Source organism: Neorhizobium sp. USDA 3394, assembly GCF_056280385.1.
The window spans coordinates 3,482,089-3,508,464 of the sequence record NZ_JBWCDU010000001.1; the positions used below are offsets into that span (position 1 = coordinate 3,482,089).

26 protein-coding genes, 1 tRNA gene and 1 pseudogene are annotated in these 26,376 nt (G+C 61.3%); 10 read left to right on the plus strand and 18 right to left on the minus strand.

The annotated features are described in order from the left end of the window. Window positions 1-55 precede the first annotated feature (55 nt). On the plus strand, window positions 56-685 hold the full coding sequence (upp, locus tag ACZ9EJ_RS17240) for a uracil phosphoribosyltransferase (RefSeq protein ID WP_046639677.1): 630 nt from the start codon (window positions 56-58) through the stop codon (window positions 683-685). A 106-nt stretch (window positions 686-791) separates the two neighbouring features. Next, window positions 792-1,325 carry a TIGR02281 family clan AA aspartic protease gene (locus ACZ9EJ_RS17245; RefSeq protein ID WP_046634180.1) on the plus strand — a complete coding sequence of 178 codons (534 nt, stop codon included), beginning with the start codon at window positions 792-794 and terminating at the stop codon, window positions 1,323-1,325. On the opposite strand, the pseudogene deoA reads toward ACZ9EJ_RS17245, so the two are convergent. The 9 genes and pseudogenes from deoA to ACZ9EJ_RS17290 form a co-directional block, all read right to left on the minus strand. After that, window positions 1,326-2,640: pseudogene (gene deoA / locus ACZ9EJ_RS17250) on the minus strand (thymidine phosphorylase). A gap of 4 nt (window positions 2,641-2,644) precedes the next feature. Next, entirely contained in the window at window positions 2,645-3,415 is a 771-nt protein-coding gene (deoC, locus tag ACZ9EJ_RS17255) for a deoxyribose-phosphate aldolase (protein WP_046639675.1), read from the minus strand. Between the two features lie 212 nt (window positions 3,416-3,627). Next, a complete protein-coding gene (locus ACZ9EJ_RS17260; protein WP_046639674.1) occupies window positions 3,628-4,416 on the minus strand; it encodes a purine-nucleoside phosphorylase in 789 nt (262 codons plus the stop codon). A gap of 10 nt (window positions 4,417-4,426) precedes the next feature. Then, entirely contained in the window at window positions 4,427-4,819 is a 393-nt protein-coding gene (locus ACZ9EJ_RS17265; RefSeq protein WP_046639673.1) for a cytidine deaminase, read from the minus strand. A gap of 4 nt (window positions 4,820-4,823) precedes the next feature. Then, window positions 4,824-5,795, minus strand: coding sequence for an ABC transporter permease (locus ACZ9EJ_RS17270; RefSeq protein ID WP_046634004.1), 972 nt, complete (start codon window positions 5,793-5,795; stop codon window positions 4,824-4,826). Window positions 5,796-5,799: 4 nt separating this feature from the next. Further along, window positions 5,800-6,903 (minus strand): ABC transporter permease, encoded by a 1,104-nt coding sequence (locus ACZ9EJ_RS17275; protein ID WP_046634006.1) that lies wholly within the window; start codon window positions 6,901-6,903, stop codon window positions 5,800-5,802. A gap of 76 nt (window positions 6,904-6,979) precedes the next feature. Beyond that, a complete protein-coding gene (locus tag ACZ9EJ_RS17280) occupies window positions 6,980-8,503 on the minus strand; it encodes an ABC transporter ATP-binding protein (protein WP_046639672.1) in 1,524 nt (507 codons plus the stop codon). A gap of 75 nt (window positions 8,504-8,578) precedes the next feature. Next, on the minus strand, window positions 8,579-9,571 hold the full coding sequence (locus ACZ9EJ_RS17285) for a BMP family lipoprotein (protein WP_046634009.1): 993 nt from the start codon (window positions 9,569-9,571) through the stop codon (window positions 8,579-8,581). Window positions 9,572-9,823: 252 nt separating this feature from the next. Beyond that, window positions 9,824-10,150, minus strand: coding sequence for a hypothetical protein (locus tag ACZ9EJ_RS17290; protein WP_052764550.1), 327 nt, complete (start codon window positions 10,148-10,150; stop codon window positions 9,824-9,826). Between the two features lie 223 nt (window positions 10,151-10,373). Between ACZ9EJ_RS17290 and ACZ9EJ_RS17295 the strand changes: the two genes are divergently transcribed. The 4 genes from ACZ9EJ_RS17295 (at window position 10,374) to ACZ9EJ_RS17310 (ending at window position 14,302) form a co-directional block, all read left to right on the plus strand. After that, a tRNA-Ser gene (locus tag ACZ9EJ_RS17295) sits at window positions 10,374-10,463 on the plus strand. Window positions 10,464-10,949: 486 nt separating this feature from the next. Further along, entirely contained in the window at window positions 10,950-11,939 is a 990-nt protein-coding gene (locus tag ACZ9EJ_RS17300; protein WP_046639671.1) for a cytochrome-c peroxidase, read from the plus strand. Window positions 11,940-11,949: 10 nt separating this feature from the next. Further along, complete coding sequence (locus ACZ9EJ_RS17305; RefSeq protein ID WP_046639670.1) at window positions 11,950-13,857, plus strand: methyl-accepting chemotaxis protein; 1,908 nt, start codon at window positions 11,950-11,952, stop codon at window positions 13,855-13,857. A gap of 175 nt (window positions 13,858-14,032) precedes the next feature. Further along, a complete protein-coding gene (locus ACZ9EJ_RS17310) occupies window positions 14,033-14,302 on the plus strand; it encodes a hypothetical protein (protein ID WP_255758420.1) in 270 nt (89 codons plus the stop codon). A 66-nt stretch (window positions 14,303-14,368) separates the two neighbouring features. Here the strand turns inward: ACZ9EJ_RS17310 and ACZ9EJ_RS17315 are convergent, their stop codons facing one another. Beyond that, the gene (locus ACZ9EJ_RS17315) at window positions 14,369-14,698 is read right to left on the minus strand and encodes a hypothetical protein (protein ID WP_046639669.1); all 330 of its coding nucleotides are present in this window, start codon (window positions 14,696-14,698) and stop codon (window positions 14,369-14,371) included. A gap of 236 nt (window positions 14,699-14,934) precedes the next feature. Here ACZ9EJ_RS17315 and ACZ9EJ_RS17320 point away from each other — a divergent pair, with 236 nt between their 5' ends. The 3 genes from ACZ9EJ_RS17320 (at window position 14,935) to ACZ9EJ_RS17330 (ending at window position 18,744) form a co-directional block, all read left to right on the plus strand. Then, window positions 14,935-16,359: a phosphomannomutase gene (locus tag ACZ9EJ_RS17320; RefSeq protein ID WP_046639668.1), complete on the plus strand. Its 1,425-nt coding sequence runs from the start codon at window positions 14,935-14,937 to the stop codon at window positions 16,357-16,359. 30 nt (window positions 16,360-16,389) lie between these two features. After that, window positions 16,390-17,817, plus strand: a complete 1,428-nt coding sequence (locus ACZ9EJ_RS17325) for a mannose-1-phosphate guanylyltransferase/mannose-6-phosphate isomerase (RefSeq protein ID WP_046639667.1) — start codon at window positions 16,390-16,392, stop codon at window positions 17,815-17,817. 93 nt (window positions 17,818-17,910) lie between these two features. Next, window positions 17,911-18,744 (plus strand): FkbM family methyltransferase, encoded by an 834-nt coding sequence (locus tag ACZ9EJ_RS17330; protein ID WP_052764549.1) that lies wholly within the window; start codon window positions 17,911-17,913, stop codon window positions 18,742-18,744. Between the two features lie 88 nt (window positions 18,745-18,832). On the opposite strand, the gene ACZ9EJ_RS17335 is transcribed toward ACZ9EJ_RS17330, so the two are convergent. Further along, window positions 18,833-19,840 carry an NAD-dependent epimerase/dehydratase family protein gene (locus ACZ9EJ_RS17335; protein ID WP_046639666.1) on the minus strand — a complete coding sequence of 336 codons (1,008 nt, stop codon included), beginning with the start codon at window positions 19,838-19,840 and terminating at the stop codon, window positions 18,833-18,835. Between the two features lie 103 nt (window positions 19,841-19,943). Beyond that, the gene (locus ACZ9EJ_RS17340; protein ID WP_046625484.1) at window positions 19,944-20,339 is read right to left on the minus strand and encodes a response regulator; all 396 of its coding nucleotides are present in this window, start codon (window positions 20,337-20,339) and stop codon (window positions 19,944-19,946) included. A 247-nt stretch (window positions 20,340-20,586) separates the two neighbouring features. Between ACZ9EJ_RS17340 and ACZ9EJ_RS17345 the strand changes: the two genes are divergently transcribed. Further along, window positions 20,587-20,985, plus strand: coding sequence for a DUF1236 domain-containing protein (locus tag ACZ9EJ_RS17345; protein ID WP_046634025.1), 399 nt, complete (start codon window positions 20,587-20,589; stop codon window positions 20,983-20,985). 83 nt (window positions 20,986-21,068) lie between these two features. On the opposite strand, the gene pncB is transcribed toward ACZ9EJ_RS17345, so the two are convergent. From pncB to ACZ9EJ_RS17375, 6 genes are all read right to left on the minus strand, one after another. Further along, window positions 21,069-22,373, minus strand: a complete 1,305-nt coding sequence (gene pncB, locus ACZ9EJ_RS17350; protein WP_046639665.1) for a nicotinate phosphoribosyltransferase — start codon at window positions 22,371-22,373, stop codon at window positions 21,069-21,071. A gap of 166 nt (window positions 22,374-22,539) precedes the next feature. Beyond that, complete coding sequence (locus tag ACZ9EJ_RS17355) at window positions 22,540-22,869, minus strand: hypothetical protein (protein ID WP_046639664.1); 330 nt, start codon at window positions 22,867-22,869, stop codon at window positions 22,540-22,542. An 81-nt stretch (window positions 22,870-22,950) separates the two neighbouring features. Then, the gene (locus ACZ9EJ_RS17360) at window positions 22,951-23,901 is read right to left on the minus strand and encodes a 2-hydroxyacid dehydrogenase (RefSeq protein ID WP_046639663.1); all 951 of its coding nucleotides are present in this window, start codon (window positions 23,899-23,901) and stop codon (window positions 22,951-22,953) included. 28 nt (window positions 23,902-23,929) lie between these two features. Beyond that, a complete protein-coding gene (locus ACZ9EJ_RS17365) occupies window positions 23,930-25,558 on the minus strand; it encodes an ABC transporter ATP-binding protein (protein ID WP_046639662.1) in 1,629 nt (542 codons plus the stop codon). Beyond that, window positions 25,555-26,052: a type II toxin-antitoxin system VapC family toxin gene (locus ACZ9EJ_RS17370; protein ID WP_046639828.1), complete on the minus strand. Its 498-nt coding sequence runs from the start codon at window positions 26,050-26,052 to the stop codon at window positions 25,555-25,557. Before ACZ9EJ_RS17370 ends, ACZ9EJ_RS17365 begins: the two co-directional genes overlap by 4 nt. Continuing rightward, complete coding sequence (locus tag ACZ9EJ_RS17375) at window positions 26,052-26,348, minus strand: hypothetical protein (RefSeq protein ID WP_046634036.1); 297 nt, start codon at window positions 26,346-26,348, stop codon at window positions 26,052-26,054. Before ACZ9EJ_RS17375 ends, ACZ9EJ_RS17370 begins: the two co-directional genes overlap by 1 nt. Window positions 26,349-26,376 lie beyond the last annotated feature (28 nt).

Sequence of the window (26,376 nt, forward strand, 5' to 3'; positions counted from 1 at the left end):
CGGAACCGGCCTTTTTCCTGAAAGAAGAAACAGGCAAACAGAAAAGGGGAAGCTCATGGACGGCGTCACTGTCATCGATCATCCGCTGGTGCAGCACAAGCTGACGATCATGCGCAAGAAGGAAACCTCGACGGCGGGGTTCCGGCGGCTGCTCCGGGAAATCTCGATGCTGCTCTGCTACGAGGTGACACGCGACCTCGAACTGACCATGGAAACCATCGAGACGCCGCTCGTCGAAATGCAGGCGCCGGTCGTCGAGGGCAAGAAGCTGGTCTTCGCGTCGATCCTGCGCGCCGGCAACGGGCTTCTCGAAGGAATGCTGGAACTGGTGCCTTCGGCCCGCGTCTCGCATATCGGCGTCTATCGCGACCACGAGACGCTGCAGCCAGTCGAATATTACTTCAAGGCGCCGGAAGATATCGCCGAACGGCTGATCATCGTCGTCGACCCGATGCTGGCGACCGGAAATTCCTCGATCGCCGCCGTGGACAAGCTCAAGGAACGCGGTGCGCACAATATCCGCTTCCTCTGCCTGCTGGCGGCCCCCGATGGCATCGCAAACTTCCACGCGGCGCATCCGGACGTGAGGATCTACACGGCCTCGATCGACAGCCATCTCAACGAGAAGGGCTATATCGTGCCCGGTCTAGGCGACGCCGGCGACCGCATGTACGGTACGAAGTAAGTAATTTAGAGTTCGCTTACCAAGCTTTGAAATGAACGGCCTGCGGAGATTTCGCGGGCCGTTTTCTTATGGTTTGTCGGTTATGCAGGAAGCGGATGTCCGGTTCATGCCGAGAGGGTTGTTCATGCTTCTGCGCACCGTCATTTTTGCAGCCGTTACGGCGCTGCTGGCGACACAGATCCCCGCACTGATCCAGCGTGCCGATCATCCGTCGGCGGCGACTGTCGGGGTCGAGGCGCCGGCAAAGGCCATGCCGGTTTCTGTGACGTCCGGCAGCGTGACGCTGGAAGCGGATGGCCGCGGGCATTTCAACGGCACGTTCCGAATGAACGGCAAACCCGTCGATGGCCTCGTCGATACCGGCGCGTCGCTGGTGGCGATCAACGAGAGCACGGCGCGCAAGCTGGGCTACAGCGCCAACGGCCTGGACTTCCGCTACACGGTCAATACCGCCAATGGCGGCACCGAGGCGGCGCATGTGGTCCTCGACCGGGTCGAGATCGGCGGCGTGCGGGTCAAGGACGTCGACGCGTTCGTGCTGCGCGACAAGGCGCTGACCGGCACCCTCGTCGGCATGAGCTTTCTCAAGAAGCTGAAATCCTTCCAGGTGGAAGGCGGGAACCTGAAGCTGATCCAGTGATCAGCAGCCGATACGCTTCAAGATGACCGGCGTGGCTGCGGGCGGAACGTCTGAGACCGTATAGAACCGCGCGATATCCCCGGCAATCCGCTCGGCATCTTCACGGCTTGCCGCATGCACCATGGCGATCGGCTCGCCTTCCGACACCTGGCTCCCGAGGGGCAGCAGCTCGTTGATACCGACGCGATGATCGATCGGATCCGCCGCGCGTTTACGGCCTCCACCGAGTTCGACCACGGCAAGGCCGAGGGCGCGGGTTCTCGCAGGCGGCTAGGTATCCATCGCGCGGCGCCGGCACGCGCAACCGCACGGGCGCGCGCTGCAGATAGACATCCGGCCGTTCGCAGAAATCCGCTGGTCCGCCGAGCGCATGGACCATGCGGGCGAAACGCTCCATCGCTTCGCCTGATGCCAGCGCCATCCGCGCGGTTTCCTCGGCCTGTCCCGGATCGCTCGCAACGCCTGCCTGAACCAGCATTTCCGCCGCCTCCGCCAGGACGACGGTTTCCAGCCGCGTGCCGGCCTTAAGCCCCGCGAGGAAATCGAGACAGTTGACGATTTCGAGCGCATTACCGGCCGCATCGGCGAGCGGCTGGTTCATGTCGGTGATGAGTGCCGCAGTCTTGACGCCGGCACCGTTCGCCACCTCGACCAGCGAGCGGGCAAGCGTCTCCGCCTCGTCCGCACTTTCCATGAAGGCGCCGTTGCCGACCTTCACGTCGAGCACGAGGCTGCCGAGCCCGGCCGCGAGCTTCTTGGAGAGGATGGAGGCGGTGATCAACGGTACGGATTCGACGGTGGCCGTCACGTCGCGGATGCCGTAGAGCCGGCGGTCGGCGGGGGCGAGATCGCTCGTCTGTCCGATAATGGCACAGCCGACCTCGTCGACGACCTTCCGGAACAATGTCTCATCCGGCATCACGTTGTAACCTGGAATCGACTGCAGCTTGTCGAGCGTGCCGCCGGTATGACCAAGCCCGCGGCCGGAAATCATCGGAACCGCAAGGCCGCAGGCCGCCACGATCGGGGCGAGCATCAGCGAGACATTGTCGCCCACGCCGCCTGTCGAATGTTTGTCCGCCACCGGCCGGCCAAGACCGTCCCAATTCAGCACTGTCCCGGAATCGCGCATGGCGAGAGTGAGTGCCACCGTCTCATCACGGGACATGCCCCGAAAGAAGACAGCCATGGCAAATGCGGCCGCCTGTCCCTCGGAGATTTCCTCGCTTGTCAGGGCCGCAATGAAGGCCGCGATCTCTTCGCCGGCGAGAACCTTTCCGTCGCGTTTGCGGCGGATGATTTCCTGCGGGATCATCCTGTCAGTAGCCGCTTGATGCGCGGACGGTGGTACCGCCGCTCAGCACGCCGAGAATATCGTCAAGCAGGCTGGATGCGCCGAAACGGAAAGTGGAGGGCATGATCCAGTTGGGGGCCATGATCGTTTCGGCAAGCCGGAAGTAGAGATCGGCGTCTGCAACGGTCGATATCCCGCCGGCGGGCTTGAATCCGACCCGCTTCTTCGAATCCCGGATCGCCTGCAGCATGGTGTCGGCGGCCTCGAGCGTCGCATTGACGGCGACCTTGCCGGTCGAGGTCTTGATGAAATCGGCGCCGGCGGCGATCGCCAGTTCGGAAGCGCGACGGATCAGCGCGCTGTCCTTGAGCTCACCCGTCTCCAGGATCACCTTCATGCAGGCATCGGGGCAGGCTGCGCGGACAGCTTCGACCATTTCGGTCACCGCCGCCTCGTCGCCCGCGAGCAGCTTGCGATAGGGAATGACCATGTCGATCTCGTCGGCGCCGTCTTCGATCGCCTGCCGCGTCTCTTCGATCACGGTCGCGACCGCCAGATCGCCCGACGGAAAATTCACGACGGTCGCAATGCGGACCGGATGTTCAGGGCCCAAAATCTGGCGGGCATGGGCGACGAAACGCGGCCAGATGCAGATTGCCGCCGTATTGCCATAGGGCGTCTGCGCCCGCAGGCACAGGTTTTCGATCGCGGCGTTGTCGCAGTCCTCGCGCAGGTTCGTCAGGTCGAGAAGCGATAGCGCGAAGGCTGCCGCCTCGCGCGGGCTCAAGAGTTCCATGTCGAATGCCTCCCCGGCTTGCTTACCGCACCGTGCGCCTGTGGCGCGCCGGGGACGCGGTAAATTCAAAGGCGACGCAGGTCCCGTCGAAATCTGTTCGACTTCCGGGTCAAGCGGCTCGCCCATATTTATCGTTCAAACGATTAGATGCAAGCCGCACCCGGGCGACACATGGTCCCACGAGACGTATCCGATTGAAATATATCGTGCAATCAGGCCAACATTTCTTTCAGGATGGCCGCCAGGCGCTGCCCGCCGACGGGGGCCATGTCCTTGGTTTCCGCGTGGCTGAGCTCCGCACCGGTCATGCCTGCGCCGAAATTCGTGATGACCGACGCGGCCGCGACCTTGAGCCCGAAATAACGTGCCAGGATGACTTCCGGCACAGTCGACATGCCGACCGCATCGGCACCGAGGGTTCGCGCCATGCGGATTTCCGCCGGCGTCTCGAAGCTCGGTCCGGAGAACCACATGTAGACCCCGGAAAACAGCGGAATACCGCAACGGATCGCCGCATTGCGCATGTCGAGCGCAAGGTCTGCGTCATAGGCGGTGGTCATGCCGACAAAACGCCCGTCACCTTCCTCGCCGATCAGCGGGTTCATGCCGGAATAGTTGATGTGGTCGGAAATCTGCATCACCGAGCCCGGCGGCATATCCTCCCTGAGGGAGCCTGCCGAGTTCGTCAGGATCAGCGACTGGACGCCGAGGCCCTTCATCACCTCGATCGGAAAGCGCATCACCTTGGCATCGCCGTGCTCGTAATAATGGGCACGTCCGGAGAGCATGATGACCGGCTGGGCTCCGAGATAACCGGCGACGATCTCACCCGCATGGCCGGTGACGCCGCTCACCGGAAAGCCCTCCAGCGCGCCATAGGGGATGCGGACGGCCTGCGTCACCTCATTCACCAGCGAGCCGAGGCCGGAGCCCAGCACGATCGCGTGGCGCGGCATCAGGCCGTCCAGGCGCTCGACGAGCAGATCGATCACGTCCTTCATGCCTGCCTCCTCAGCCGATCACGTCGGTTTCGAAAGCAAAAGGCAGGAGTTCCGCCATGGTGACGGTCTTCTGCACGCCGAGATCGTCGCAGAGATAGATGCGCGTATCGGCGGAGGCGAACTCGGCGATCTTTTGCCGGCAGCCGCCGCAGGGCGAGCAGAGCGCCAGCTTTTCGGCGATCACCGCCAGTTCGACGATCTTCTTTCCCCCGCCCATGATCATCGCGCCGATCGCCGTCGGCTCGGCGCACCACCCTTGAGGGAAGGAGATGTTCTCGATATTGGCGCCGAGATAGACCTGGCCGTCATCGGCGCGGATCGCCACACCCACCGGGAATTTGGAATAGGGGGCATGAGCCTTGGCCATCGCATCGCGGGCGGCTTCGAAAAGGTCGTGAGACATCTGATCAGCGCTCCTTGGTATAGGGCACGCCGCCGGCCTTCGGCGGGCGAGCGGTGCCGATGAACCCGGCAAGCAATACGCAGGTGAGGATATAGGGCAGCGCCTGGAAGATCTGTACCGGCACTTCGCCGATCAGCGGCATCGATTTGCCCTGCATGAAGTTCGCGAACGCATCGAGGAACCCGAAGAGCAGGCAGGCGAGCATAACCGGCACCGGCTTCCACTTGGCGAAGATCAGCGCCGCGAGCGCGATATAACCCTTGCCGGCCGACATGTTGTTGATGAAAGCGGCCGACTGGGCGATCGACAGATAGGTGCCTGCGAAACCACAGAGGAACCCGGCGACGATCAGCGAGCGATAACGCATCCAGGCAACCGAAATGCCGGCGGTATCCACCGCGCCCGGATTTTCACCGACGGCGCGCAGGCGCAGCCCGAAGCGGGTGCGATAGAGAACCCACCAGGAGATCGGCACCATCAGGAAGGCGATGTAGGTGAGGATGTTGTTGCCGGAGATCACGTTGGCATAAAGCGGGCCGATGATCGGCACGTCGCGCATCATGTCGGCGCCCGGCAGGACGATGGACGAGAAGCGGCCTTCGGGCGGAACCTGCCCCGTGCGTCCGCCCTGCCTGAACCAGGCCTGGCCGAGCACGATCGTCAGACCGGCAGCCACGAAGTTCAGCGCCACGCCGGAGACGATCTGGTTGCCGCGATTGGTGATCGAGGCAAAGCCGTGCACGAACGAAAACACGATGGACACGCCGATGCCGCCGAGCAGGCCGAACCAGGCATTTCCGGTCCAATAGGCAACACAGGCTGCCGCGAAGGCGGACGCCAGCATCTTGCCTTCCAGGCCGATATCGAAAATGCCGGCGCGTTCCGAAAAGAGGCCGGCAAGCGCCGTGAACAGGAGCGGGATCGAAAGGCGGACCGCCGAACCGAGGATGCTGATGAAAATATCGAAATAATCCATGAGCCTACTTCCCGGTGAGCTGCTGGTAGAGCCGGACGATGGACGGGCGCAGCATATATTCCAGCGCACCGGCGAACAGGATCACCATGCCTTGGATGACGACGATCATGTCGCGCGTGATGCCCGGCATGTCGAAAGAGAGTTCAGCCCCGCCCTGATAGAGAATGCCGAAGAGCAGCGCTGCCAGGATGATGCCGGCCGGATGATTGCGGCCCATCAGCGAGACGGCGATGCCGACGAAACCGGCGCCCCCGACGAATTCGATCTGCAGGCGGGCGGAGGCGCCCATCACCGGGTTGAGCGCCATCATGCCGGCAAGGCCGCCGGAGATCAGCATGGTGATCATGACGATCCTGGAATAGCGGATGCCGGCGTAACTGGCGGCCGTCGGGCTGATGCCGAGCGTGCGCATTTCATACCCAAGCTTCGTGCGCCAGATCAGCACCCAGACCAGAAAGCACATGACCAGCGCAATCAGGAAGGAGAAGTTGAACGGGGCTGCGCCGATCTTGCCGCCGAACATGGCGATCAGCCAGTCGAGCTTGGGGAGCTGGCCGCCGGGCAGGAAGGTGCGGGTTTCCGGCGCCATCTTGCCCGGCACGATCAGCAGGCGCACCAGCATGTAGTTCATCAGCGACGAGACGATGAAATTGAACATGATGGTGGTGATGACGATATGGCTGCCCCGCTTGGCCTGCAGCCAGGCGGGAATGGCGGCGCAGGCCGCGCCGAACAGCGCGGCGCCGATGACAGCGAACGGCATGGTCACATACCACGGCACATAACTGTCCATGGCGAGCGCCACGAGCGCTGCGCCGAGACCACCGAGATAGGCCTGGCCTTCCGAACCGATGTTGAACAGGCCGGCATGGATCGCGACCGCCACCGAAAGACCGGTGAAGATGAAGCTCGTCGTGTAGAACAGCGTGAAACCGATGCCCTCGCCACGGCCGAGTGCGCCGACCAGCAGCAATTGCAGCGCCTCGAACGGGCTTTCGCCGATCGCCCACACGACCAGACCGGAAAAGAAGAATGCCAGGATGAGATTGAGCAGCGGAATGAGGCCGTAATTGATCCAGGCGGGAAGCGGAACGGATGCGGTGCTCATGCCCCTGCCCTCGTCCGCCGTGCTGCCGCCGAAAGTTCAATCATTCCATGCTCCGGATGGGTCATTGCTGAAAGCGTCATGCGGCGATACCGGCCATCATCAGACCCAGCGTCTGTTCGCCCGCCTCGCCCGACTTTTCGCCGACGATCTTGCCGGCAAACATCACCAGGATGCGGTCGGAGAGCGAACGGATCTCGTCGAGCTCCACCGAGACCAGCAGTACCGCCTTGCCGGCATCGCGCATCTCGATGATCCGCTTGTGGATGAATTCGATCGCTCCGATATCGACGCCGCGGGTCGGCTGACCGATGATCAGCATTTTCGGATCGCGCTCGATTTCGCGCGCCACGACGATCTTCTGCTGGTTGCCGCCGGAGAAATTGGCGGTCCGCAGCCGCGGGTTCGGCGGGCGGATATCGTATTTCGCGATCTTTTCCTCGGCATCCTTGCGCATCGCATCGAGGTCGAGGAACGGGCCGCGGCCGTATCTGGGATCGCGGTGATAACCGAGGATCGAGTTTTCGTATTCCTCGAATTTCAGGACCAGGCCCATGTGGTGGCGGTCTTCCGGGATATGCGCAAGACCGAGATCGCGCAGGCCCGCCGGATCGACACCGGCGACGGGCTTGCCATCGATGAAGATCTCGCCGGACGACGGCTTGCGGATGCCGGCGATCGCTTCCAGAAGCTCCGACTGGCCGTTGCCGGCGACGCCGGCGATGCCGACGATCTCGCCGGCGCGCACGTCGAAGGAGACGTCGTCGACCATGGTGACCCCGCGGCTGTCCTTGACGGTCAGGTTCCTGACCGACATCAGAACCGCTCCCGGATTGGCCGCCCCCTTTTCGACGTGCAGCAGGACGCGGCGGCCGACCATCAGCTCGGCGAGCTCTTCGACGGTCGTTTCGGCGGTCTTGCGGGTCGCGACCATTTCGCCGCGGCGCATGACGGACACCGTGTCGGTGATTGCCATGATCTCGCGCAGCTTGTGCGTGATGAGGATGATCGTCTTGCCCTGATCGCGCAGCACGCGCAGGACCTTGAAGAGGTGGTCGGCCTCCGGCGGGGTCAGCACCCCCGTCGGTTCATCGAGGATGAGGATATCGGCGCCGCGATAAAGCGCCTTCAAAATTTCGACGCGCTGCTGGCTGCCGACCGGCAGTTCCTCGATGATCCCATCCGGATCGACCTCGAGGCCGTAGTCGTCCTCCAGCCGCTTCAGCTCCTTGCGGGCGCTCGCAACGCCCTTGGCGAGGAGCTGGCCGCCTTCGGCGCCGAGCATGACGTTTTCGAGCACGGTGAAATTCTCGACCAGCATGAAGTGCTGATGCACCATGCCGATGCCAACGGCGATCGCTGCCTGGCTATCCCGGATGGTCACCGGCTTTCCCGAAATGCGGATCTCCCCATGATCGGCCTGGTAGAAGCCGTAGAGGATCGACATCAGGGTCGATTTGCCGGCGCCGTTTTCCCCGATGATACCGTGGATCGAGCCTTTGGCGACCGTCAGATTGATATTCTTGTTCGCGTGTACCGTACCGAATTTCTTGTCGATGCCGACAAGCTCGATCGCGGCCTCCTTCGGAGAATCGAGGCTCAATGGTCCGCCCTTCCGCCTGATATGCAAAAAGGGCGCATGGCGATCATCACCGCCCTGCGCCCCTCAAAACCTGCCTTACTTGTTGCAGGCCTTATCCGACATGTAGTCGTGCACCTTGATGGTGCCGGCGATGATGTCGGCCTTGGCTTTTTCGACGGCGGTCTTCATTTCGGGCGTGATCAGCGCCTTGTTATTGTCGTCCAGCGCGTAGGCAACGCCGTCTTCCTTGACGCCGAGGGACAGGATGCCGGCCGTGAACTTGTCTTCCTTGGTGTCCTTGAAGGCATTGTAGACGGCGAGATCGACGCGCTTGACCATCGAGGTCAGGACCGAACCCGGATGCAGGTGGTTCTGGTTGGAATCGACGCCGATCGACAGTTTCTTGTTGTCGGCGGCAGTCTGCAGCACGCCGAGGCCGGTCGCACCGGCAGCCGCGTAAACGATGTCAGCACCCTGGTCGATCTGGTTCTTGGTGAGCTCGCCACCGCGGACGGGGTCGTTCCAGGCAGCACCGGTCGTGCCGGTCATGTTCTGGAAGACCTGCGCATCGGGCTTGGCCGCCTTGACGCCCTGAACGTAACCGCAGGCGAACTTGCGGATCAGCGGGATGTCCATGCCACCGACGAAACCGACCTTGCCGGTCTTCGACGCCATGCCGGCGAGAAGGCCAACGAGGTAGGAGCCTTCTTCTTCCTTATAGAGGACAGAGCGGACGTTCTTCAGCTTGACGACCGAATCAACGATCACGAATTTGGTGTCCGGGAATTCAGCGGCGACCTTTTCCATGGCCGAGGTCCAGGCGAACGATACGGCGACCACGGGGTTGAAGCCGCGGCTTGCGAAGTTGCGGATAGCCTGCTCGCCCTGGGTGTCGCTGGTCGGTTCGAAATCCCGGAATTCGATGCCCGTTTCCTTCTTGAACCTTTCGGCGCCGACGGAAGCGGCTTCGTTGAAGGATTTGTCGAACTTGCCGCCCGTGCCATAGACCAGCGCCGGCTTGATATCCGCGGCAAGCGCGGTTGCCGACATGGCAGCCATGGCAATGAGGCTCAAAAGGGTTTTCTTCATCGTGCAGCCCTGTTTTTTAGCTGTTAGGTCCCCCCGCAATCCCGTTTTCCGGGCATGTCTGCGGCCACCGGCCCTTTTTCTTCAAGGGTCTGGCTTCGGTCACTCTTGCACGGGTTTCGGAAAAATTCACGAGATTTTTTTCAACTGGTAAAAAACAACAAACCTGCTGAAAACTTCGACAATGCTGTGGAAAAACTGCACAAACATGCGGCTTCAAGCCGGCCCTCGGAAGAGCCGGCAGGACCAGCCGCTTCAGGCGGAAAACCGTCCCGCAAAATGCGGCCTGCTGTATCCGGCCATCCAGAAGATCAGGGCGATTGCCAGAAACACCACGAATGCCGGCTGCGCCAGCACCGGTGTCACGAAGGGCCGCCAGATATCCTGGCTGACATATGTGCTCACGACGAATTCCGCGAGCGTCAGGCTTTCCGGATCGAGATTGAGCCAGGCGTTGCCAAGACTGGTCAGCACCACCGACGAGGATGACACCGACTGGATCGAATCCAGGGTGCCGGCAATGATCGCGGCAACCAGCGCAAGCCCGCTGAGCAGATGGAAAACGAATCGTATGACTGCCATTTCCGAACAAGCCCGCGTCGTAGATCAAGACCGCGCCGCCTGCAGCACGACGGCGTTTATGGCAGAAGAAATAGTCCGCACGCCGATGCTTGGCAACGCGCCCGGGCGGGTTTTCCCGCCCACTGTCAAAAAACGTTCAGATTCGGGTTGATCCCGGGGAATTGATCGGTATATATCGCGGCCGTTCCAACGTTTTGCTTCTCAGACGACGCAAAGCAACCAAGGACAGGTGGCCGAGTGGTTTAAGGCGCACGCCTGGAACGCGTGTGTGCGTGAAAGCGTACCGTGGGTTCGAATCCCACCTTGTCCGCCATTGGCCTTTAATAGATTTTTTCGCTGCGTATTTGCTGGCCGGAGCTAATCCCCTCGATTGCTCACATCCTGCCCGAATGGCGTTCGGGCCGAACGGCGCCCCCGTTCCTCGGAACCGTCGCGCAATCCCCAGGAATTATTCGAACCATCATCCATGAGTTTTCGGGTCGGCCGGCATCGGTTGTATGTCTGCAGCCGTATCGCCGTCCGAGGATGGAAGACAAAAGCGCTAGAATGCGCATCGCGCGAGGCTGGCGAACCAAGCCATGTCAGGCCCTTCAACGGGATACGCCGCCCCGCCAGCCCGAACGCCGGGTTGAAGTCGCTTCTTATCATTTGCCAATTTTCAATAATAGGTTGAGTTAGAAATTTGTTATGCAAAAATTTTACTCTTTCTGGTTACTTTCTTTTCAGACGACAACCGGATGGCTCCAACGCAAGCTGGCCGGTCTTCGAGCGCTAAATTCACCTTCTGGATAATTCAGCCATGCGCCTTTCGGTTCTCTGCCTCGCCCTCTTTTCAACCGCGTCATTCCAGGGCGCGACAGCTGGCAATCTTGCCGATTTCAAGCGGCCTCTCGCGATTCCCTTCGACAAGGTGACGCCCTATTCGTTGCAGTTGGCGACACTTGGAAAGATGTTGTTTTTCGATCCGCGGCTATCGGGCGCGAAAAACATGAACTGCGCCAGCTGTCACAATCCGTCCTTCGGGTTCGAAGTACCGGTCAAGACGCCGGTGGGGGCAGCCAACACACATCTGTCCCGGCAGGCACCGACAATCCTGAACGTTGCGTGGACCACTTCCCTGTTCTGGGACGGTCGTTCGCCGACGCTCGAGGCGCAAGCCGCAGGACCAATCACGGCACCCGCGGAGATGAATGGCAAGCTTGACCAGATTGTCGCCGACCTGCGGGCCATTTCCGACTACGACAGCTGGTTCAAGCAGATATTCCCGGACAAGGGCGCGACCCAGGAGACGCTGCTGGCGGCGATCGCGACCTATGAACGCACCGTTGTTTCCGCATGGTCGCCGTTCGACCGCTGGGTGGACGGCGACCAGGCAGCGGTCTCGGACAGTGCCAAGCGAGGGTTTGACTTGTTTACCGGCAAAGCAAATTGCTCCGTCTGTCACACGGGCTGGAACTTCACCGACCACAAGTTTCACAATACCGGGCTGCCCACAGGCGACATAGGGCGGGCCAAGGTGGAGCCGAACAATCCCAAAGCCCTGTATGCTTTCAAGACGCCGAGCCTTCGCAACACTCTCTATCGAGGCCCGTATATGCATAACGGCAGCCTGGCGACCATGGAGGACGTGATTGCTCACTACGAAAGCGGCGGTGTCGAAAGCCCGTCCCGCTCGGATCACATATCCCCATTTTTCGTGACCGACCGCGAGCGGGAAGACCTGATCGCTTTCCTGAAGACCCTCACTCCCGAGCAGCAGGATTTGCTCCTGCCGACATTACCAAACTGAGTAGCACGCCATGGCACTTTCAGTCCGATTCCAAATCCTTCTTCCCCTCATTCTCTCCATTCTCGCGGGTCTGGGAGCTGCCGCTCTCGTCGGATCGCAAGCGATCGACGGCCAGGCGCATGTGGAACGCGTCGTGCAAGACGCGATTGCCGCCAAGACGCTGGCTGCAAGGACCGGAGCACAGTTCGAGAATGTGTCAGGCGTGGTCACAAATCTCCTGGCGATGACGACGTTCGTTTCGGTCGAAGAGGTCAAAAAGCGGTTTGACACGACGAATGGGGCTTTGGAGACGACGCTTGCCGAGTTCAGCCGCAACTCGCTGTCGCCTGCCGTTTCCGACAACGTCAAAAATCTCACCGATTTGCACGCTGCATGGCGAAGCAATGTGCGTGTCATGCTCGGACTCGATCCGGCGAACGCCATTCCGACGACCGAGCAGCTTACCCGCTCGCGCACGGCCATATTGGCAAAGATCCTCGACATCAACACGGTCGTGGACAAGGCAGCATCCGACAGGGTCGCTTCAGCCGGCGACACGCTTGAGACCGAGATACGCAACGAACTGACGACCGCCGCCGCACTCGCGGTCGTGGGCGTCGTCATCCTGCTGTTCGTGGCGCAGCGGATTGCCGGTCCGATCGTGCGGATCACGGCGTCCATGAAGCTACTTGCGGGCGGCGACATCGAGGTCGTCGTGCCGAAGCGTCGGGGTGCCAAGGAAATTCGCGCCATGATCGATGCCCTGGCCGTGTTCCGTGAAAATGCCCGGATGCGTGATACGCTGGAGAAGGAAGCGCAATCCCAGACCGCCAGCCTCGCCAATGTCTCGGCGGAAGCGCGGCTGCTGCAGAGCCAGGTGCGCGGCGTCGTCAACAAGGCGACCGAGGGCGATTTCTCCGGCCGCGTCAACGGTCCATTCGACCGTCCCGAGCATCACGAACTGGCTCAAAGCCTCAATACGCTGATATCGAGCTTCGAAGGCGGACTGAACGAAACCAGCCGCGTTCTGGATGCACTTGCCAATGCCGACCTGACGATCCGGTTCGAAGGTGTCCACAAGGGTGCATTTGCCGAACTGCAGAACAATGCCAATGCGGTGACGAGCCGCCTCTCGGCGGTCGTGTCACGACTGGCCGATGCTTGCGCCTCCGTCTCGGCATCCAGCGACGAGATTCTGCGTGGGACCACTGAATTGAACGGGCGGTCGACGCGCCAGTCTTCGATGCTTCAGACAACGGCTGTGACAACAAACGCCGTTGCCGAAACCGTCGGTCAGAACTCCAAACGGGCGGGTGAGGCCACCAGCGTGATTTCGGATACCAGCCACATGGCTGAAAACGGCAGCCAGGTCATGAACGGCGCGGAAAGCGCAATGGCGCAGATCACCGTCTCCTCCGGCAAGATTTCCGAAATCATCGGAGTCATCGAGGATGTGGCATTCCAGACAAACCTGCTGGCGCTCAACGCCGGTGTCGAAGCTGCGCGTGCGGGCGAAAGCGGCAGAGGGTTCGCGGTCGTCGCAACCGAGGTGCGCTCTCTCGCCCAGTCGACGGCCAATGCTTCCCACGAAGTCAAGGCGCTCATTCAGAAAAGCCAGGCGGAGGTGAAGGCCGGCGCAGAACTGGTCCGCCAGGCCAGCGAGCAATTTTCCCAGATCGTCTCGTCCATCGCATTCGTCTCTTCGCTTTCCAGCCAGATAACCAGCGAGAGCAACAATCAAAGTGCCAACCTTCGGCAATTGTCGAGCGCGATGAAAGATCTCGATGAGCTCAACGCCCACAGCAACCGGCTCGTTGGCGATCTTTCAGCCTCCACCGAGCGGACAAGCCGGGAAATGGAGGCACTGGCCGAGATCGTCAATCTGTTCCGCATCGACAATCGCGGTCAATCCCGCACCAGATCGGGTCGGGCTGCCTGAGACGGGCAACGCCGCAGGGCGTCGCGCTGCCGATATGGGTGGAGCTTTCCCGGAGAGCTCCGCCCCGGCCGCCAACTCTCACGGAACATGAACGCAGCCCTCAGCCTTCGTTCATTTTCCGCGGCCTACCTTCACGGAAACCGCCAATCCAGCGGCCAACCTGAAGGAGGAGAAAATGAAAAAATTCATTGCCGCCTGCATCATCGGGCTTGGATGTCTCACCACGACCGCGGCCCCGACCCTCGCCGACAGTTTCAGCATAACGATTGGCGATCGAGGATATCGGCCGGCCGGACACCATTATCGGCCGGGGTACCATCGCTACCATCGCCCCTACTACCGGCAATATTCCAGGCACCATTACCGACCGCACTGCAGGGTCCGGAGCGTCGAGTACCGCCATCACGGGCGATGGGTCACCAAGACGACACGCATCTGCCGATAAAATCAATCCCGACCCGTTAGCCCGACATGGCTTGCGGGTCGCTCGGTTCGCGGCGCGCGCGTTGCGTTATTGGGAGATCGAAAAGCTGACCTGCTGCCAGCGGCGCAGCTGCGGATCGAAAGCGACCACGAGTTCGAAATCCCTGCGGTCCAGGCCCTTGTCGGTGTTGATGTCGGCATAGCCGCCCATGGAGAACCGACAATCGGCGATCCAGCGGAAATCGCCCCAGGCGACATCGACGATATCGGGGCGCTGTTCGATGAGTTGGCGGGACTTCTCAAACGCGAGGTTGCCCGGGCACAGCTCGTCTTCGGCCGGCTCGCCCACGGCCATGAGAAACGCGAGGCCGGCGATCGGTACCACGAAGGCGACGCTCTTTGCGATATTCGCTCGCATCACGGCTCTCCCAAACTTCGAACCCGAAGCAGCCGAACTCAGTAAGAAGGCCAGTCCTTCCAAAGGAGGCCCGATCATGGAGAAATGATAGCACCATTCCGCCTGGCCCGCCAAGCTTGCGGAAGGAGCGTACCTCCCCCAATCACCACCGATTTGGGGTCTTGCCAGTTTCGGCTTTATTTTCATAGGAAATGAACTAGGACGATCAGGGCTGGAATCTCCTTGGTGGGTAGCGCATGAAATTCGGAACGAGCGGCCTTCGGGGCCTTGTGACTGACCTGGAAGGGCGCGCTTCATCGCTCTACACCCAGTCCTTTGCCCGGCATCTTCTGGAAACGGGCGCGGCACAAGCCGGTGATACCGTGCTCGTCGGCCGCGATTTCCGCCCATCGAGCCCCGGCATTGCCGCCACCTGCATCGGGGCCCTGAAGCGCGCCGGCCTTTCGCCGATCGATTGCGGCGCGGTGCCGACGCCGGCGCTGGCGCTCTACGGCCTTCAGCTCAAGGCGGCATCGCTGATGATCACCGGCTCGCACATCCCAGCGGACCGCAACGGCATCAAGTTCTACCGACCCGACGGCGAGATCGACAAGCAGGACGAAACGCGGATTACGGCGATCGCCGCCGAACTCGACAAAAGCGAGATCGATGCGACGCCCGGCGAAGCGCCGGATCATTCGGCCAAGGCCGAGGCGCTGTTCCTCGCCCGCAATGCCGCAATGTTGCCGAAAGGCGCGCTCACCGGCCTCAAGATCGGCGTCTACCAGCATTCGACGGTCGCCCGCGACCTCATGGTCCAGGTTCTTGAAGGTTATGGCGCGGATGCCATGCCGCTCGGCCGCTCCGAAGATTTCATTCCGGTCGATACGGAAGCGGTCTCGATCGAGACGATCGGGCTCCTCAAGGGCTGGGCGCGTGAGCACCGGCTCGACGCGATCGTTTCGGCCGATGGCGACGGCGACAGGCCGCTGGTTTCGGACGAAACGGGAGAACCATTGCGCGGCGACCTGCTCGGCCTGATCGCGGCGAAGTTCCTGAAAGCGCGGGTCGTCGTGACGCCGGTAACCTCCAATTCGGGCATCGAGGCGGCCGGGGATTTCGAGGTTGTCCGCACCAAGGTCGGATCGCCTTTCGTGATCGCCGGCATGCTCGCAGCAGTCGAAGCCGGCAAGACGGGGATCATGGGCTTCGAGGCGAATGGCGGGCTTCTGACCGCCTCGCCTTTCGATACCGGCACGGGCACGCTCTCAGCGCTGCCGACCCGCGACAGTTTCCTGCCGGTGCTGGCGACGCTTGTGCTCGCCGCCCGTGAAAAGAAACCCCTGTCCCAAGTCGCCGCCGCCTTCCGGCTGCCGTTTGCCGCAGCCGACCGGCTCGAAAATTTCCCGGTCGAGACCAGCGCCGCGCTGATGGCGCATCTCAGACAATCCGACGCCAATCTTGCAGCCTTCCTCGCGCCGATTTCGACAGTTGCCGGCAAAAGCGATATCGATGGCCTGCGGGTGACGCTCGGAGACGGGCGCATCGTGCATTTCCGACCATCGGGCAACGCACCGGAAATGCGCTGTTACGTCGAGGCCGGGACGGAGGACGAAGCGAAAGCCTTGCTTCATGAGGGGCTGAACCTCATCCGCGCCTGGGCTTCAAAGCTTGAACGATAATTTTGGACGAGAACTGCCGGAGATATTGGAATGAATAGCAAGATCATCCCCGTCATCATGGCCGGCGGCAAGGGAACGCGGCTCTGGCCGCTGTCGCGCGCCAGCGCCCCAAAACAGTTCATCCAGTTCATCGGCGACAAGACGCTGTTCCAGGCGACGCTGTCGCGCGTTTCGGACCAGACGCTCTATGAGGCTCCGGTCGTCATCACCAACGAGGATTTCCGGTTCCTGGTGGCCGAACAGGCCCGCGAACTCGGCATCAAGCTTTCCGGCATCCTGCTGGAGCCCGTCGCCCGCAACACCGCCCCGGCGGTCGCCGCTGCTGCCGCCTTCGTCGAAAGCCGGTTCGGCGAGGACGCCGTCCTGCAGGTGCTTGCCTCCGACCACGAGATCACCGCGGATGCCGGTTATTTCGAGGCGATCCGCATCGCCAGGGAGACAGCCTTGTCCGGCAAGCTCGTCACCTTCGGCATCGCTCCGACGGAACCCGCCACCGGTTATGGTTATATCGAGATCGACGAGGCGTTGCCTTCCGGCGCCTGCAAGGTCAAGCGTTTCGTCGAAAAGCCGATCCTGGCCGAGGCCGAGAAGATGCTGTCGGCCGGCGGCTTTGCCTGGAACTCCGGCATCTTCATGTTCAAGGCCGGTCAGGTGCTGAGCGAACTCGGCGTCTTCGCGCCCGAGGTGGAAGTGGCCGCCCGCGCGGCTCTTGCCAAGGCGTCGAGCGACCTCGACTTCACCCGCCTCGACGCGCAGGAATTTGCCGCAAGCCCGGACATTTCCGTCGACTACGCGCTCATGGAGAAGACCTCCAATGCGGCGGTCGTGCCTTCCTCGTTCGCCTGGTCGGATCTGGGAAGCTGGGACGCGGTCTGGAAACTCGGCGCCCGCGACGAGGCCGGCAACGTCACTTCCGGCAATGCGACGCTGATCAACACGAAGAATTCGCTCGTGATGTCCCGCACAAGCCATCTCGCCGTACAGGGACTGGACGGCGTCGCCGTCATCGCCAGCGAGGATGCGGTCTATATCGGCCGTCTGGAAGACAGCCAGGATGTCGGCAAGATCGTCAAGCAGCTCGCCGCCGCCAAGGCGACCGCGGCGCTCACCGAAACCCATCCGACATCCTATCGGCCCTGGGGCGGCTACACGTCGGTGCTGAACGGCGACCGTTTCCAGGTCAAGCGGCTGTTCGTGACGCCCGGCAAGAAGCTCTCGCTGCAGAAACATCACCATCGCTCGGAGCACTGGATCTGCGTCAAGGGCACAGCGGAAGTGACGATCGGCGAGGAAACCCGGATCGTCAGGGAAAACGAGTCCATCTATATTCCGCAGGGCGAAGTGCACCGGCTCGCCAATCCGGGCAAGATCATGCTCGAAGTGATCGAGGTGCAGACCGGTTCCTATCTCGGCGAGGACGACATCATCCGCATCGTCGACGAGTTCGGACGCGGCTGAGGCCTTCCTGGAAGTTTACGGCAGCCTGTTCGGTTATTTTCTCTGCAGCTCTGAAACAGGCGGATTATCCGCCGATAGTGGAAAGGGTATCGCATGCGCTCCCGGAATTTTCTGTTGTCTGCATCAGCGCGAAGCATCGGATCGTGGCTGCACAAGCCTTCCCTTCAAAGGAGAATATTCAACGCCGTGCGGCTGAACCGTCCCGAGGTAACGGACTGGCTGCAATCCGAGGACTTGTCGTTCATGGCATACTCGATTGCGCGGCGCCGGAAATCCAAGGCGCAAATACTGCAGGATCTCTGGGTTTGTTATGAGCTTGGGGAAAAGAGCGGCGGGTTCTTTGTCGAGTTCGGCGCTACGAATGGACTGATCAACAGCAATACGTGGTTGCTTGAGAAAGAACTCAATTGGCGCGGGATCCTGGCGGAGCCAAATCCCGTCTGGCATGCCGAACTTGCTAGAAACCGGACGGTTCATATCGAACATCTATGCGTGTCTTCCAGGTCGGAAGAAGTCGTGAGGTTTCTGGCCATGGACGGCGTCGATCCTGAGCTCAGCGCGATCGCGTCTTTCGCTGACGGCGATCACTTCGCTGACATTCGCAAGCGCGGAACGGCTCTCGACATCAGGACGATCTCTCTGAACGATCTCCTCGACAAATACGACGCTCCACGAGAGATCGACTATATTTCCATCGATACCGAAGGCAGCGAACTCGATATCCTCTCCGCTTTCGATTTTGCCCGGCGACGTTTCAATCTCATTTCGGTCGAGCAAAATCCCAGGACCGAGAAGGGTATCGAGGAACTCTTGCTGAGAAACGGCTACACTCGCGTTTTTCCGCAGTTCTCGCAGTGGGATGGATGGTACGTTTCCTCGGAACTGAGGTCGGGAGCACCCTTCGAGATCGCCGCGCCATTGCTTTAGGACATGACACCGAGTCGTCGAGCCGTCAGGACCGCTCCGGTGTTTTCCGGTGCGGTTTTCGGCATGCACCTTCTCGGCAGGAAGCCGCTCAGTCGATCTCGTGGCGGTGGTCGAGATACCATTGGACGAAGGCCTTGACGCCTTCCTCCAGGCCGATCTCAGGCTTGCGGCCGGTGAGCGCCACGAGAAGATCGGGGCTGGCGAAGGTTCTCGGCACATCGCCCTTCTGCATCGGCAGCATCTTGCGCTTGGCCGGTTTTCCCATGATCCGTTCGATGGTCTCGACGAAATCGAGGAGGCCAGACGGCTGGCCGCCGCCGATATTGACGACACGGAACGGTGCCTGATGGGAAAGCGTGTCGATGTCCGCGACGCGATTGTCTTCGCTGGGATAGACCTTGGACAGGTCGATGATCGAATTCACCAGGTCGTCGATATAGGTGAAATCCCGGCTCATCTTGCCTTCGCCGTAGATCTCGATCTCGCGATCCTCGATCATCGCCTTGACGAACTTGAAGAGCGCCATGTCCGGCCGGCCCCAGGGGCCGTAGACCGTGAAGAAGCGGAAGGCGGTAATCGGCACCTTGTAGAGATGGGCGTAGCTGTGCGCCATCAGCTCCATGGCCTTCTTGCTCGCCGCATAAAAGGTCAAGGGTTCGTCGGCGCGGTCGCTTTCGCGGAAAGGAATGTCCGGATTGGCGCCGTAGACCGACGACGTCGAAGCAAGCATCAGATGGCCGACGCCGTAGTTGCGGGCAATCTCCAGGATATTCCAGGAGCCGATGAGATTGGAATCGAGATAGGCCTTGGGGTTTTCGAGGCTGTAGCGCACGCCGGCCTGGGCGGCGAGGTGGATCAGGACATCCGGCTTGAAGTCCTCGACCGACTTGTCGAGCAGCGGCTTGTCTTCCAGCATGCCGATGATCGGGCGAAAGGCCGGGAATTGCGCGAGCCCGGCGTTGCGGGCTTCCTTGAGGCGCAGGCTGTAATAAGGCGTCATCCCGTCGAAGCCGAGAACCTCGTGGCCATCCTCCAGCAGGCGTCGCGCCAAGTGGAAACCAATGAAGCCTGCCGTTCCGGTGATGAAATAACGCATGTATGCCCCGCTGTCGCTCTGGGGCCGATCCCATAGCGCGGATATCCGGCCCTGTCATCTCAGGGGCAGAAGTTATTTAGACCGCCCGATAATCAGGCCGCCCTCAGTGAAAAAGCCGCAGCCGCGCAGGCGGCACGCCCGGCCGGCCGTTCTTGCGATCGACCGCGAACTGGATGAGGTCCATCGACGCCTGGTCGGTCAGCGGTTTTGCCATCACGCCGAGAACGCCGGAAACGCCCGCCGCCACGAGCCCCGGATTGCCGGTGATCATGATCACCACGATGCCATACTCCGCCAGCGCCTTGGCGATTTCAGGGCCGGTCTCGCCGTCGGCAAGGCGCACGTCCACGAAGGCTATATCCGTGTCACGGGTATAGTTCAGCGCCACGGTCATGTCGGGTGCTATTCCGACGACGTCATGACCGCTTCGATGGATGGCGTCTTCGATATCCATCGCGACCAGCAGACTGTCTTCGACGATCAGGAAACGATATTCCACGGGCAGATCCTCCCAGACTGAAGGAGGCAAATAGACTCCGATCGCTGCTTGGCAATAGGATCGGAGGTCCGGACATCGATTTTTTGATCTAGCCCGCTGATTGGCGAGGCCGTCAACATGCCCTGTTTTCCTCCCAATCCTTCCTCGCCCAAGATTTCAGCCGCTTACGAAAGGTGACTGAGAGACAGGAACCAGTCGGAAACTGGTGGGTTAGCCCTTCGGAAGTCCAACGAAAGGGAGAAGACCCATGAAGAAGATCATCCTGGCGTCCTGCGCCATTCTCGCCGCTTCCTTCGCAACTCAGGCCGTGGCCCAGCAGAGCACCGTCAACGGTGCAGCCGGTGGGGCCGTTACCGGTGCCATCGTCGGCGGTCCAGTCGGCGCCGCAGTGGGCGGGGTCGTCGGCGCCGTAGCCGGTACCGCCATCGATCCGCCGCCGCGCGAAGTCGTTACCTACGTGCAGGAACAGCCTGCGCCGACCACATCCGTGGTGGTCGAACAGCCGATCGCAGTCGGCAAGCCGATTCCGCAGGGCGTCGTCGTGACCCCGGTCCCAAGCAATCCGAAATATGCCTATACGGTGGTCAACAATCAGCGCGTAATCGTCGATCCGCAGACCCATACCGTGGTTCAGGTCATCCGATAGGCCACGGATCAGCGGCTATAGCCAACCAACAAAAGCAGGCTCCGCCGATTTCCCGCGGGGCCTGTTGTCGTTTGACGCTTCAATCAGACCAGCACGACCTGATCGACGCGGTCTTCCTGGCCGAAGAACTTGAGATAACGCTCCACCTCGGCCGGATCTCCGGTCGCCTTGCGCGGATTGTCGGAGAGTTTCACCGCTGGACGGCCATTCGCCTCGCTTACCTTGCAGACGATGGAGATCGGCATCAGGCCGGCAATCGCGTGCGGTGCGCAGCCGGCGAAATCGTTGGTCAGGTTGGTGCCCCAGCCGAAGCTCATGCGCACGCGGCCCTCGAAATGCCGGTAAGTGTCGATGATCGCATCGACGTCCAGTCCGTCTGAGAAGATCAGAAGCTTGTCCCTGGGGTTGCGGCCCATCTTCTTCCACCAGGCGATGATCTTCTCTCCCCCCTCGATCGGCGGGGCGCTGTCGGGGCGAAAACCGGTCCAGTCGGCCACCCAGTTCGGCGCATCGCGCAGGAACGCCGCCGTGCCGAACGCATCCGGCAGGACGATCAGCAGGTTGCCGCCGTAAAGCCGGTTCCAGTCCTTCAGGACCTGGTAGGGCGAGGCGCGCAGCTGCTCGTCGGTCTCGGCAAGGGCCGCAGCCACCATGGGCAGCTCGTGCGCATTGGTCCCCACGGCCTCGAGATCGGAGTCCATCGCAAGCAGGACGTTGCTGGTGCCGGTAAAGGCCGGGCCGATGCCTTCCTTCAGCGCCTCGACGCACCAGCGCTGCCACAGGAAGCTGTGACGGCGACGCGTCCCGAAATCGGAGATGCGCAGGCCCGGCAATGCCTGCAGGCGCTCGACCTTTTCCCACATCTTGGCCTTGGCCCGTGCGTAGAGAACGTCGAGCGTGAAGAAGCCGAGCGAGCGCATGGCGGAACGGGAACGCAATTCGTTGATGATCGCAAGGGCTGGAATTTCCCAGAGCGTCGTTTCCATCCACTTGCCGTGGAAGGTCAGTTCGTACTGGCCGTCGCGCTTCGAAAGCTCGTATTCCGGCAGCTTGTAAGTGGACAGCCAGTTCAAGAATTCCGGCTCGAAGATCTGCTTGCGGCCATAAAACGTATTACCCGCGAGCCAGATCATCTCCTTCTTGGACAGGCCGACCGTGCGGGCGTGGTCGAGTTGTTCGCGCAGCGCACCCTCGTCGATCTCTTCCGCCAGCTTGACGCTGGTTGTGCGGTTTATCAGCGAAAACGTGGCGTCAACGTCCGGATAGAGCTTCCAGATCATCTGCAGCATCAGGAGCTTGTAGAAATCCGTATCGATCAGACTGCGGATGATCGGGTCGAGCTTCCAGGTGTGATTGTAAACCCTGCTCGCGATATCGGTCTTGGTCATGCCTGCCCCTGCCCCGGCCCTTCCGGGCCGGCTCCGCCGATTTCGATGCTTATGGAGGCAGCGGCTGATCAACCTCCGGGCATTTTTATCGAAAAAAATGCAGAACAAGTCCAGACGCAATTCGGCCGCGAGGGATCGCGGCCGAAAAAATCGGAAATGATGCGCGTCAGTTGCCGGACTGCGAATTGGTTGCCGGCGGCGCGGCGGCCGGCGGCGTGGAAGGGCTGGCGGTCGGCGGCGCATTCGGATTCTGGGGCGTCGTGCTACCGGCCGGCGGCGTTGCGGTCTGCTCTGCCGGGGGTGCGGTGCTCTGGCCGTACCACTCGGCGCCGGCCCAGGCGACCATCGCCAGAATAAGGCCGCCAATCAGCACCTTCAGGACCGGTGCGCCCCAGCTTCCCTGCCGCGCTTCCGTGGCAGTCTCAACAACCGGCGGCGAACCGATCGGGTTCGGATGACGGGTCTCGGCTTCCTGGGGATCGAAACGGGTATTCATGATTTCGCTCCTTGTTCGGCCGGAATGCCCGGCTCATGCACAAGAAACGGTCGGCGAATACGAATGTTCCGGCAGGAGGGCTCAGTAGCCCACCTGGCGGTCCACCACGTGCTGCAGGGGGTCGCCCGCCTCGTAACGCTCCATCTGGGTTTCCGCGTTGCGAAACAGCGCCCTCACATCGGACGCGGAAGCCGCGTGTGGGGTAATAATGACGTTGCCCCTCGTCCAGAGCGGACTATCCGCACCGAGCGGTTCCTTCTCGAAGACATCCAGCGATGCGCCGCCGAGAATGCCGTTGTCGAGCGCGTCAACAAGATCGCTCTCGACCTGGCTGCCGCCGCGTCCGGCATTGATGAAGACCGGTTTGCCCAAGGCCCCGCCCTGGCGAAGCTTGGCAAACAACGACGCATTGAAGATGCCGCGCGTCTCCGGCGTCAGCGGCAGGAGGCCAACGAGAATGTCCGTGCGAGCCAGGAAAGCATCGAGTTCACCGCCATCAAAGGTCTCGACGCCTTCGATCGTCTTTTTGCTGCGCGACCAGCCGACGACGTCGAAACCCATGATCTTCAGCTTGCGGACCGAGTCCTGGCCGAGCACGCCAAGGCCCATGACGCCGACGGTCAGGTCCTTCGCTTCCGGTTGGGAGAGTTCGCGCCACTGGCGTTCGCTTTGCTGCCTGAGATAGGCCGGCACCTGCCTCAGATGGCTCAGGGCCTGCAGCACGACCCATTCGCTCATCCGCGTCGTCAGGCTTTCGTCGACGAAACGGACGATCGGGATATCCGGCAGGTCAGCCATGGTGAGGATATAATCGACGCCGGCGCCGCCGGAAAACAGCACCTCCAGCTTCGGCGCCCGCTGGAACAGGTCCGGGTCCGGCTTCCAGATCACCGCGTAGCGCGCCTCGGAAATGTCGGCTCCCGGATCGGAGGCGTGCAGCACGGTGCGGCCGGTAAAGGCGCTGGCGAGTGCGGCATCAATCTCGCGGCGCTCGAATTTAAGATCGACGACGACCGGATGTCTGGCAGGCATGGGCAAATGACCTTGATATGGTTCAGGTTTACTGATTGATGGCTTCGATTTCGACGGCTTCCAGATTGAAGGCGGCGGCCATCAGGGCACGGGTATAATCCTCTCTCGGCGCCTGGAAAATCTGGTCCGCGGGACCTTCTTCCACCACCTTGCCGAGCCGCATGACAATGACGTGGTTGGCGAGCGCCTTCACGACCTTCAGATCGTGGCTGATGAAGAGATAGGCGAGATCGTGCTTCTTCTGCAGATCGCGCAAGAGATCGACGACCTGCGCCTGAACAGTCATGTCGAGCGCCGATGTCGGCTCGTCGAGCATCACGAAACGCGGTTTCAGCACCATGGCGCGGGCAATCGCGATACGCTGGCGCTGGCCACCGGAAAATTCGTGCGGATAACGCCAGCGTGTCGCCGGATCGAGGCCGACTTCGCTCAAGGCCCAGGCGACACGCTCATCGCGGCCGTCGGCGGAAAGCGACCGTTCATGCACCTTCAGCCCCTCGGCGACGATATCGCCGACCGACATGCGTGGGCTCAGCGACCCATACGGATCCTGGAAGACCACCTGAAGACGGTCGCGGAACGGGCGCATCTCCTTGAACGAGAACTTGTCGATGTCCGTTCCGACGAAGGCGATGCGGCCCTGTGAGGAGATGAGCCTTGCAAGCGCGAGACCGAGCGTCGTCTTGCCGGAGCCGGATTCGCCGACAACGCCGAGCGTCTCGCCGGCGCGCAGTTGCAGATCGACGCCATCGACGGCCTTCACATGATCGACAACCTTGCGCAGGAAGCCTGCCTTGATCGGGAACCAGACGCGGATGTCCTTGCCTTCCATCACCACCGGCTTGGAAGGATCGGCCGGCGGTGGCTCGCCGCGGGGCTCGGAGGCGAGCAGATGACGCGTATAGTCGTGCTGCGGATTGGCGAATACGTCCTCCACCGTGCCGGTCTCGACGATCTTGCCCTTGGTCATCACGCAGACGCGATCGGCGAACTTGCGGACGATGCCGAGGTCGTGGGTGATGAACAGCATCGACATGCCGTGCTCGCCCTTCAGGCCACGCAGGAGGTCAAGAATCTGGGCCTGCACCGTGACGTCAAGCGCCGTGGTCGGTTCGTCGGCGATCAGCAGTTTCGGGCGGTTGGCGAGCGCCATGGCGATCATGACGCGCTGGCGCTGGCCGCCAGACAGTTCGTGCGGATAGGCTTTCAGCCGCTTTTCCGGCTCGCGTATGCCGACCTGATTCAGGAGTTCGAGGGTGCGGATACGCACCGCCTGGCCCGCAATTCCGTGATGAAGCTCTAGGATCTCGCCGATCTGCTTCTCGATCGAATGAAGCGGATTGAGCGAGGTCATCGGCTCCTGGAAGATCATCGTGACGTCGTTGCCGCGCACGCGGCGCAGTTCCGGCTCGGGCGCCTTCAACATGTCCTTGCCGTCGAACAGGATCTGGCCCGACGGGTGGCTGGCGGAGGGATAAGGCAGCAGCTTGAGGATGGAATTGGCCGTCACCGACTTGCCGGATCCGGATTCCCCGACCAGCGCCAGCACCTCGCCGGGCATGATGTCGAACGAAACCCTATCGACGGCGATCGAGGTATCCCCGCCTTGATGGAAGGCGACGGAGAGATCACGGACGGAAAGAAGCGGCTCTGTCATCGGCCAAGGCTTTCGATGAGTGAATTAAGCGTCGTTTCGTCTGGGCGAAGGACGGTTAAAGGTGAGCTACTCTTGGTGAGACCGTAGCGGAAATGCGTAATTTCATAAATGTCCTTCCGCCCCATATCGGCGGTGAGCATGTGAGTGCAACCGGCACCGAACGCGGTAGAGATATGGATCGAGTCCGGAAGCTTCAGCCCCAGGTTTTGAGATCTTAGGATCGCGGCGTGCCATAGCATCTGCCTGCAAACGGGCAGCACTTCGAGCCATTCGTTTGTTTGAATCAGCCCCTCATATTTGTCGATGGCGCTATCATTTCCGTCTCGGTACGGCTTGACCAACAATTCGGACAGCGTCAGTTCGCTGGTGGCGAAACGCTGAGAATGGTCGTCTATCGAAAGGAGATTGCCCAACGCGGCGCTGATTTCGCTGTTGTTCTCAAATGCCAGAATAAAGATATTCGTATCGAGATAGATTTTTCCGAGCCCGTGCATCAATCGTCCCATTCATCGCGTAATTCGCGTATGCGGGAGACGGCTTCTTCCACGCTGACAGACGGCCTGCCTTCGGCCTTGTATTTCCTGATGGCTTCCAGCGTATCTGCAATGCTCATCGGCTTTCGCTCGACCATCGGGATATCCTTGAAACCGGGATATCTGTCGATATCGTTCTGTATCGCGGCATCTTCCACCTCAACGACGATCTTCACGGTCGCGTCAGCAGCCAGTCCCTCCCGCAGGTCCTCGGGAAGGTTGGCAACTGGATAGTGCTCTCTGACGATCTTGTTCATGGCGTCACGCTCGCTGGCCTCCCCGACA

Excerpts from the sequence above, each read along its gene's own strand:
- upp (WP_046639677.1), top strand. The coding sequence starts at position 56 with ATGGACGGCGTCACTGTCATCGATCATCCGCTGGTGCAGCACAAGCTG.
- ACZ9EJ_RS17245 (WP_046634180.1), top strand. The coding sequence starts at position 792 with ATGCCGAGAGGGTTGTTCATGCTTCTGCGCACCGTCATTTTTGCAGCC.
- deoC (WP_046639675.1), bottom strand. The coding sequence starts at position 3,415 with ATGGAACTCTTGAGCCCGCGCGAGGCGGCAGCCTTCGCGCTATCGCTT.
- ACZ9EJ_RS17260 (WP_046639674.1), bottom strand. The coding sequence starts at position 4,416 with ATGAAGGACGTGATCGATCTGCTCGTCGAGCGCCTGGACGGCCTGATG.
- ACZ9EJ_RS17265 (WP_046639673.1), bottom strand. The coding sequence starts at position 4,819 with ATGTCTCACGACCTTTTCGAAGCCGCCCGCGATGCGATGGCCAAGGCT.
- ACZ9EJ_RS17270 (WP_046634004.1), bottom strand. The coding sequence starts at position 5,795 with ATGGATTATTTCGATATTTTCATCAGCATCCTCGGTTCGGCGGTCCGC.
- ACZ9EJ_RS17275 (WP_046634006.1), bottom strand. The coding sequence starts at position 6,903 with ATGAGCACCGCATCCGTTCCGCTTCCCGCCTGGATCAATTACGGCCTC.
- ACZ9EJ_RS17285 (WP_046634009.1), bottom strand. The coding sequence starts at position 9,571 with ATGAAGAAAACCCTTTTGAGCCTCATTGCCATGGCTGCCATGTCGGCA.
- ACZ9EJ_RS17290 (WP_052764550.1), bottom strand. The coding sequence starts at position 10,150 with ATGGCAGTCATACGATTCGTTTTCCATCTGCTCAGCGGGCTTGCGCTG.
- ACZ9EJ_RS17300 (WP_046639671.1), top strand. The coding sequence starts at position 10,950 with ATGCGCCTTTCGGTTCTCTGCCTCGCCCTCTTTTCAACCGCGTCATTC.
- ACZ9EJ_RS17305 (WP_046639670.1), top strand. The coding sequence starts at position 11,950 with ATGGCACTTTCAGTCCGATTCCAAATCCTTCTTCCCCTCATTCTCTCC.
- ACZ9EJ_RS17310 (WP_255758420.1), top strand. The coding sequence starts at position 14,033 with ATGAAAAAATTCATTGCCGCCTGCATCATCGGGCTTGGATGTCTCACC.
- ACZ9EJ_RS17315 (WP_046639669.1), bottom strand. The coding sequence starts at position 14,698 with ATGCGAGCGAATATCGCAAAGAGCGTCGCCTTCGTGGTACCGATCGCC.
- ACZ9EJ_RS17320 (WP_046639668.1), top strand. The coding sequence starts at position 14,935 with ATGAAATTCGGAACGAGCGGCCTTCGGGGCCTTGTGACTGACCTGGAA.
- ACZ9EJ_RS17325 (WP_046639667.1), top strand. The coding sequence starts at position 16,390 with ATGAATAGCAAGATCATCCCCGTCATCATGGCCGGCGGCAAGGGAACG.
- ACZ9EJ_RS17330 (WP_052764549.1), top strand. The coding sequence starts at position 17,911 with ATGCGCTCCCGGAATTTTCTGTTGTCTGCATCAGCGCGAAGCATCGGA.
- ACZ9EJ_RS17335 (WP_046639666.1), bottom strand. The coding sequence starts at position 19,840 with ATGCGTTATTTCATCACCGGAACGGCAGGCTTCATTGGTTTCCACTTG.
- ACZ9EJ_RS17345 (WP_046634025.1), top strand. The coding sequence starts at position 20,587 with ATGAAGAAGATCATCCTGGCGTCCTGCGCCATTCTCGCCGCTTCCTTC.
- pncB (WP_046639665.1), bottom strand. The coding sequence starts at position 22,373 with ATGACCAAGACCGATATCGCGAGCAGGGTTTACAATCACACCTGGAAG.
- ACZ9EJ_RS17355 (WP_046639664.1), bottom strand. The coding sequence starts at position 22,869 with ATGAATACCCGTTTCGATCCCCAGGAAGCCGAGACCCGTCATCCGAAC.
- ACZ9EJ_RS17360 (WP_046639663.1), bottom strand. The coding sequence starts at position 23,901 with ATGCCTGCCAGACATCCGGTCGTCGTCGATCTTAAATTCGAGCGCCGC.
- ACZ9EJ_RS17365 (WP_046639662.1), bottom strand. The coding sequence starts at position 25,558 with ATGACAGAGCCGCTTCTTTCCGTCCGTGATCTCTCCGTCGCCTTCCAT.
- ACZ9EJ_RS17370 (WP_046639828.1), bottom strand. The coding sequence starts at position 26,052 with ATGCACGGGCTCGGAAAAATCTATCTCGATACGAATATCTTTATTCTG.
- ACZ9EJ_RS17375 (WP_046634036.1), bottom strand. The coding sequence starts at position 26,348 with ATGAACAAGATCGTCAGAGAGCACTATCCAGTTGCCAACCTTCCCGAG.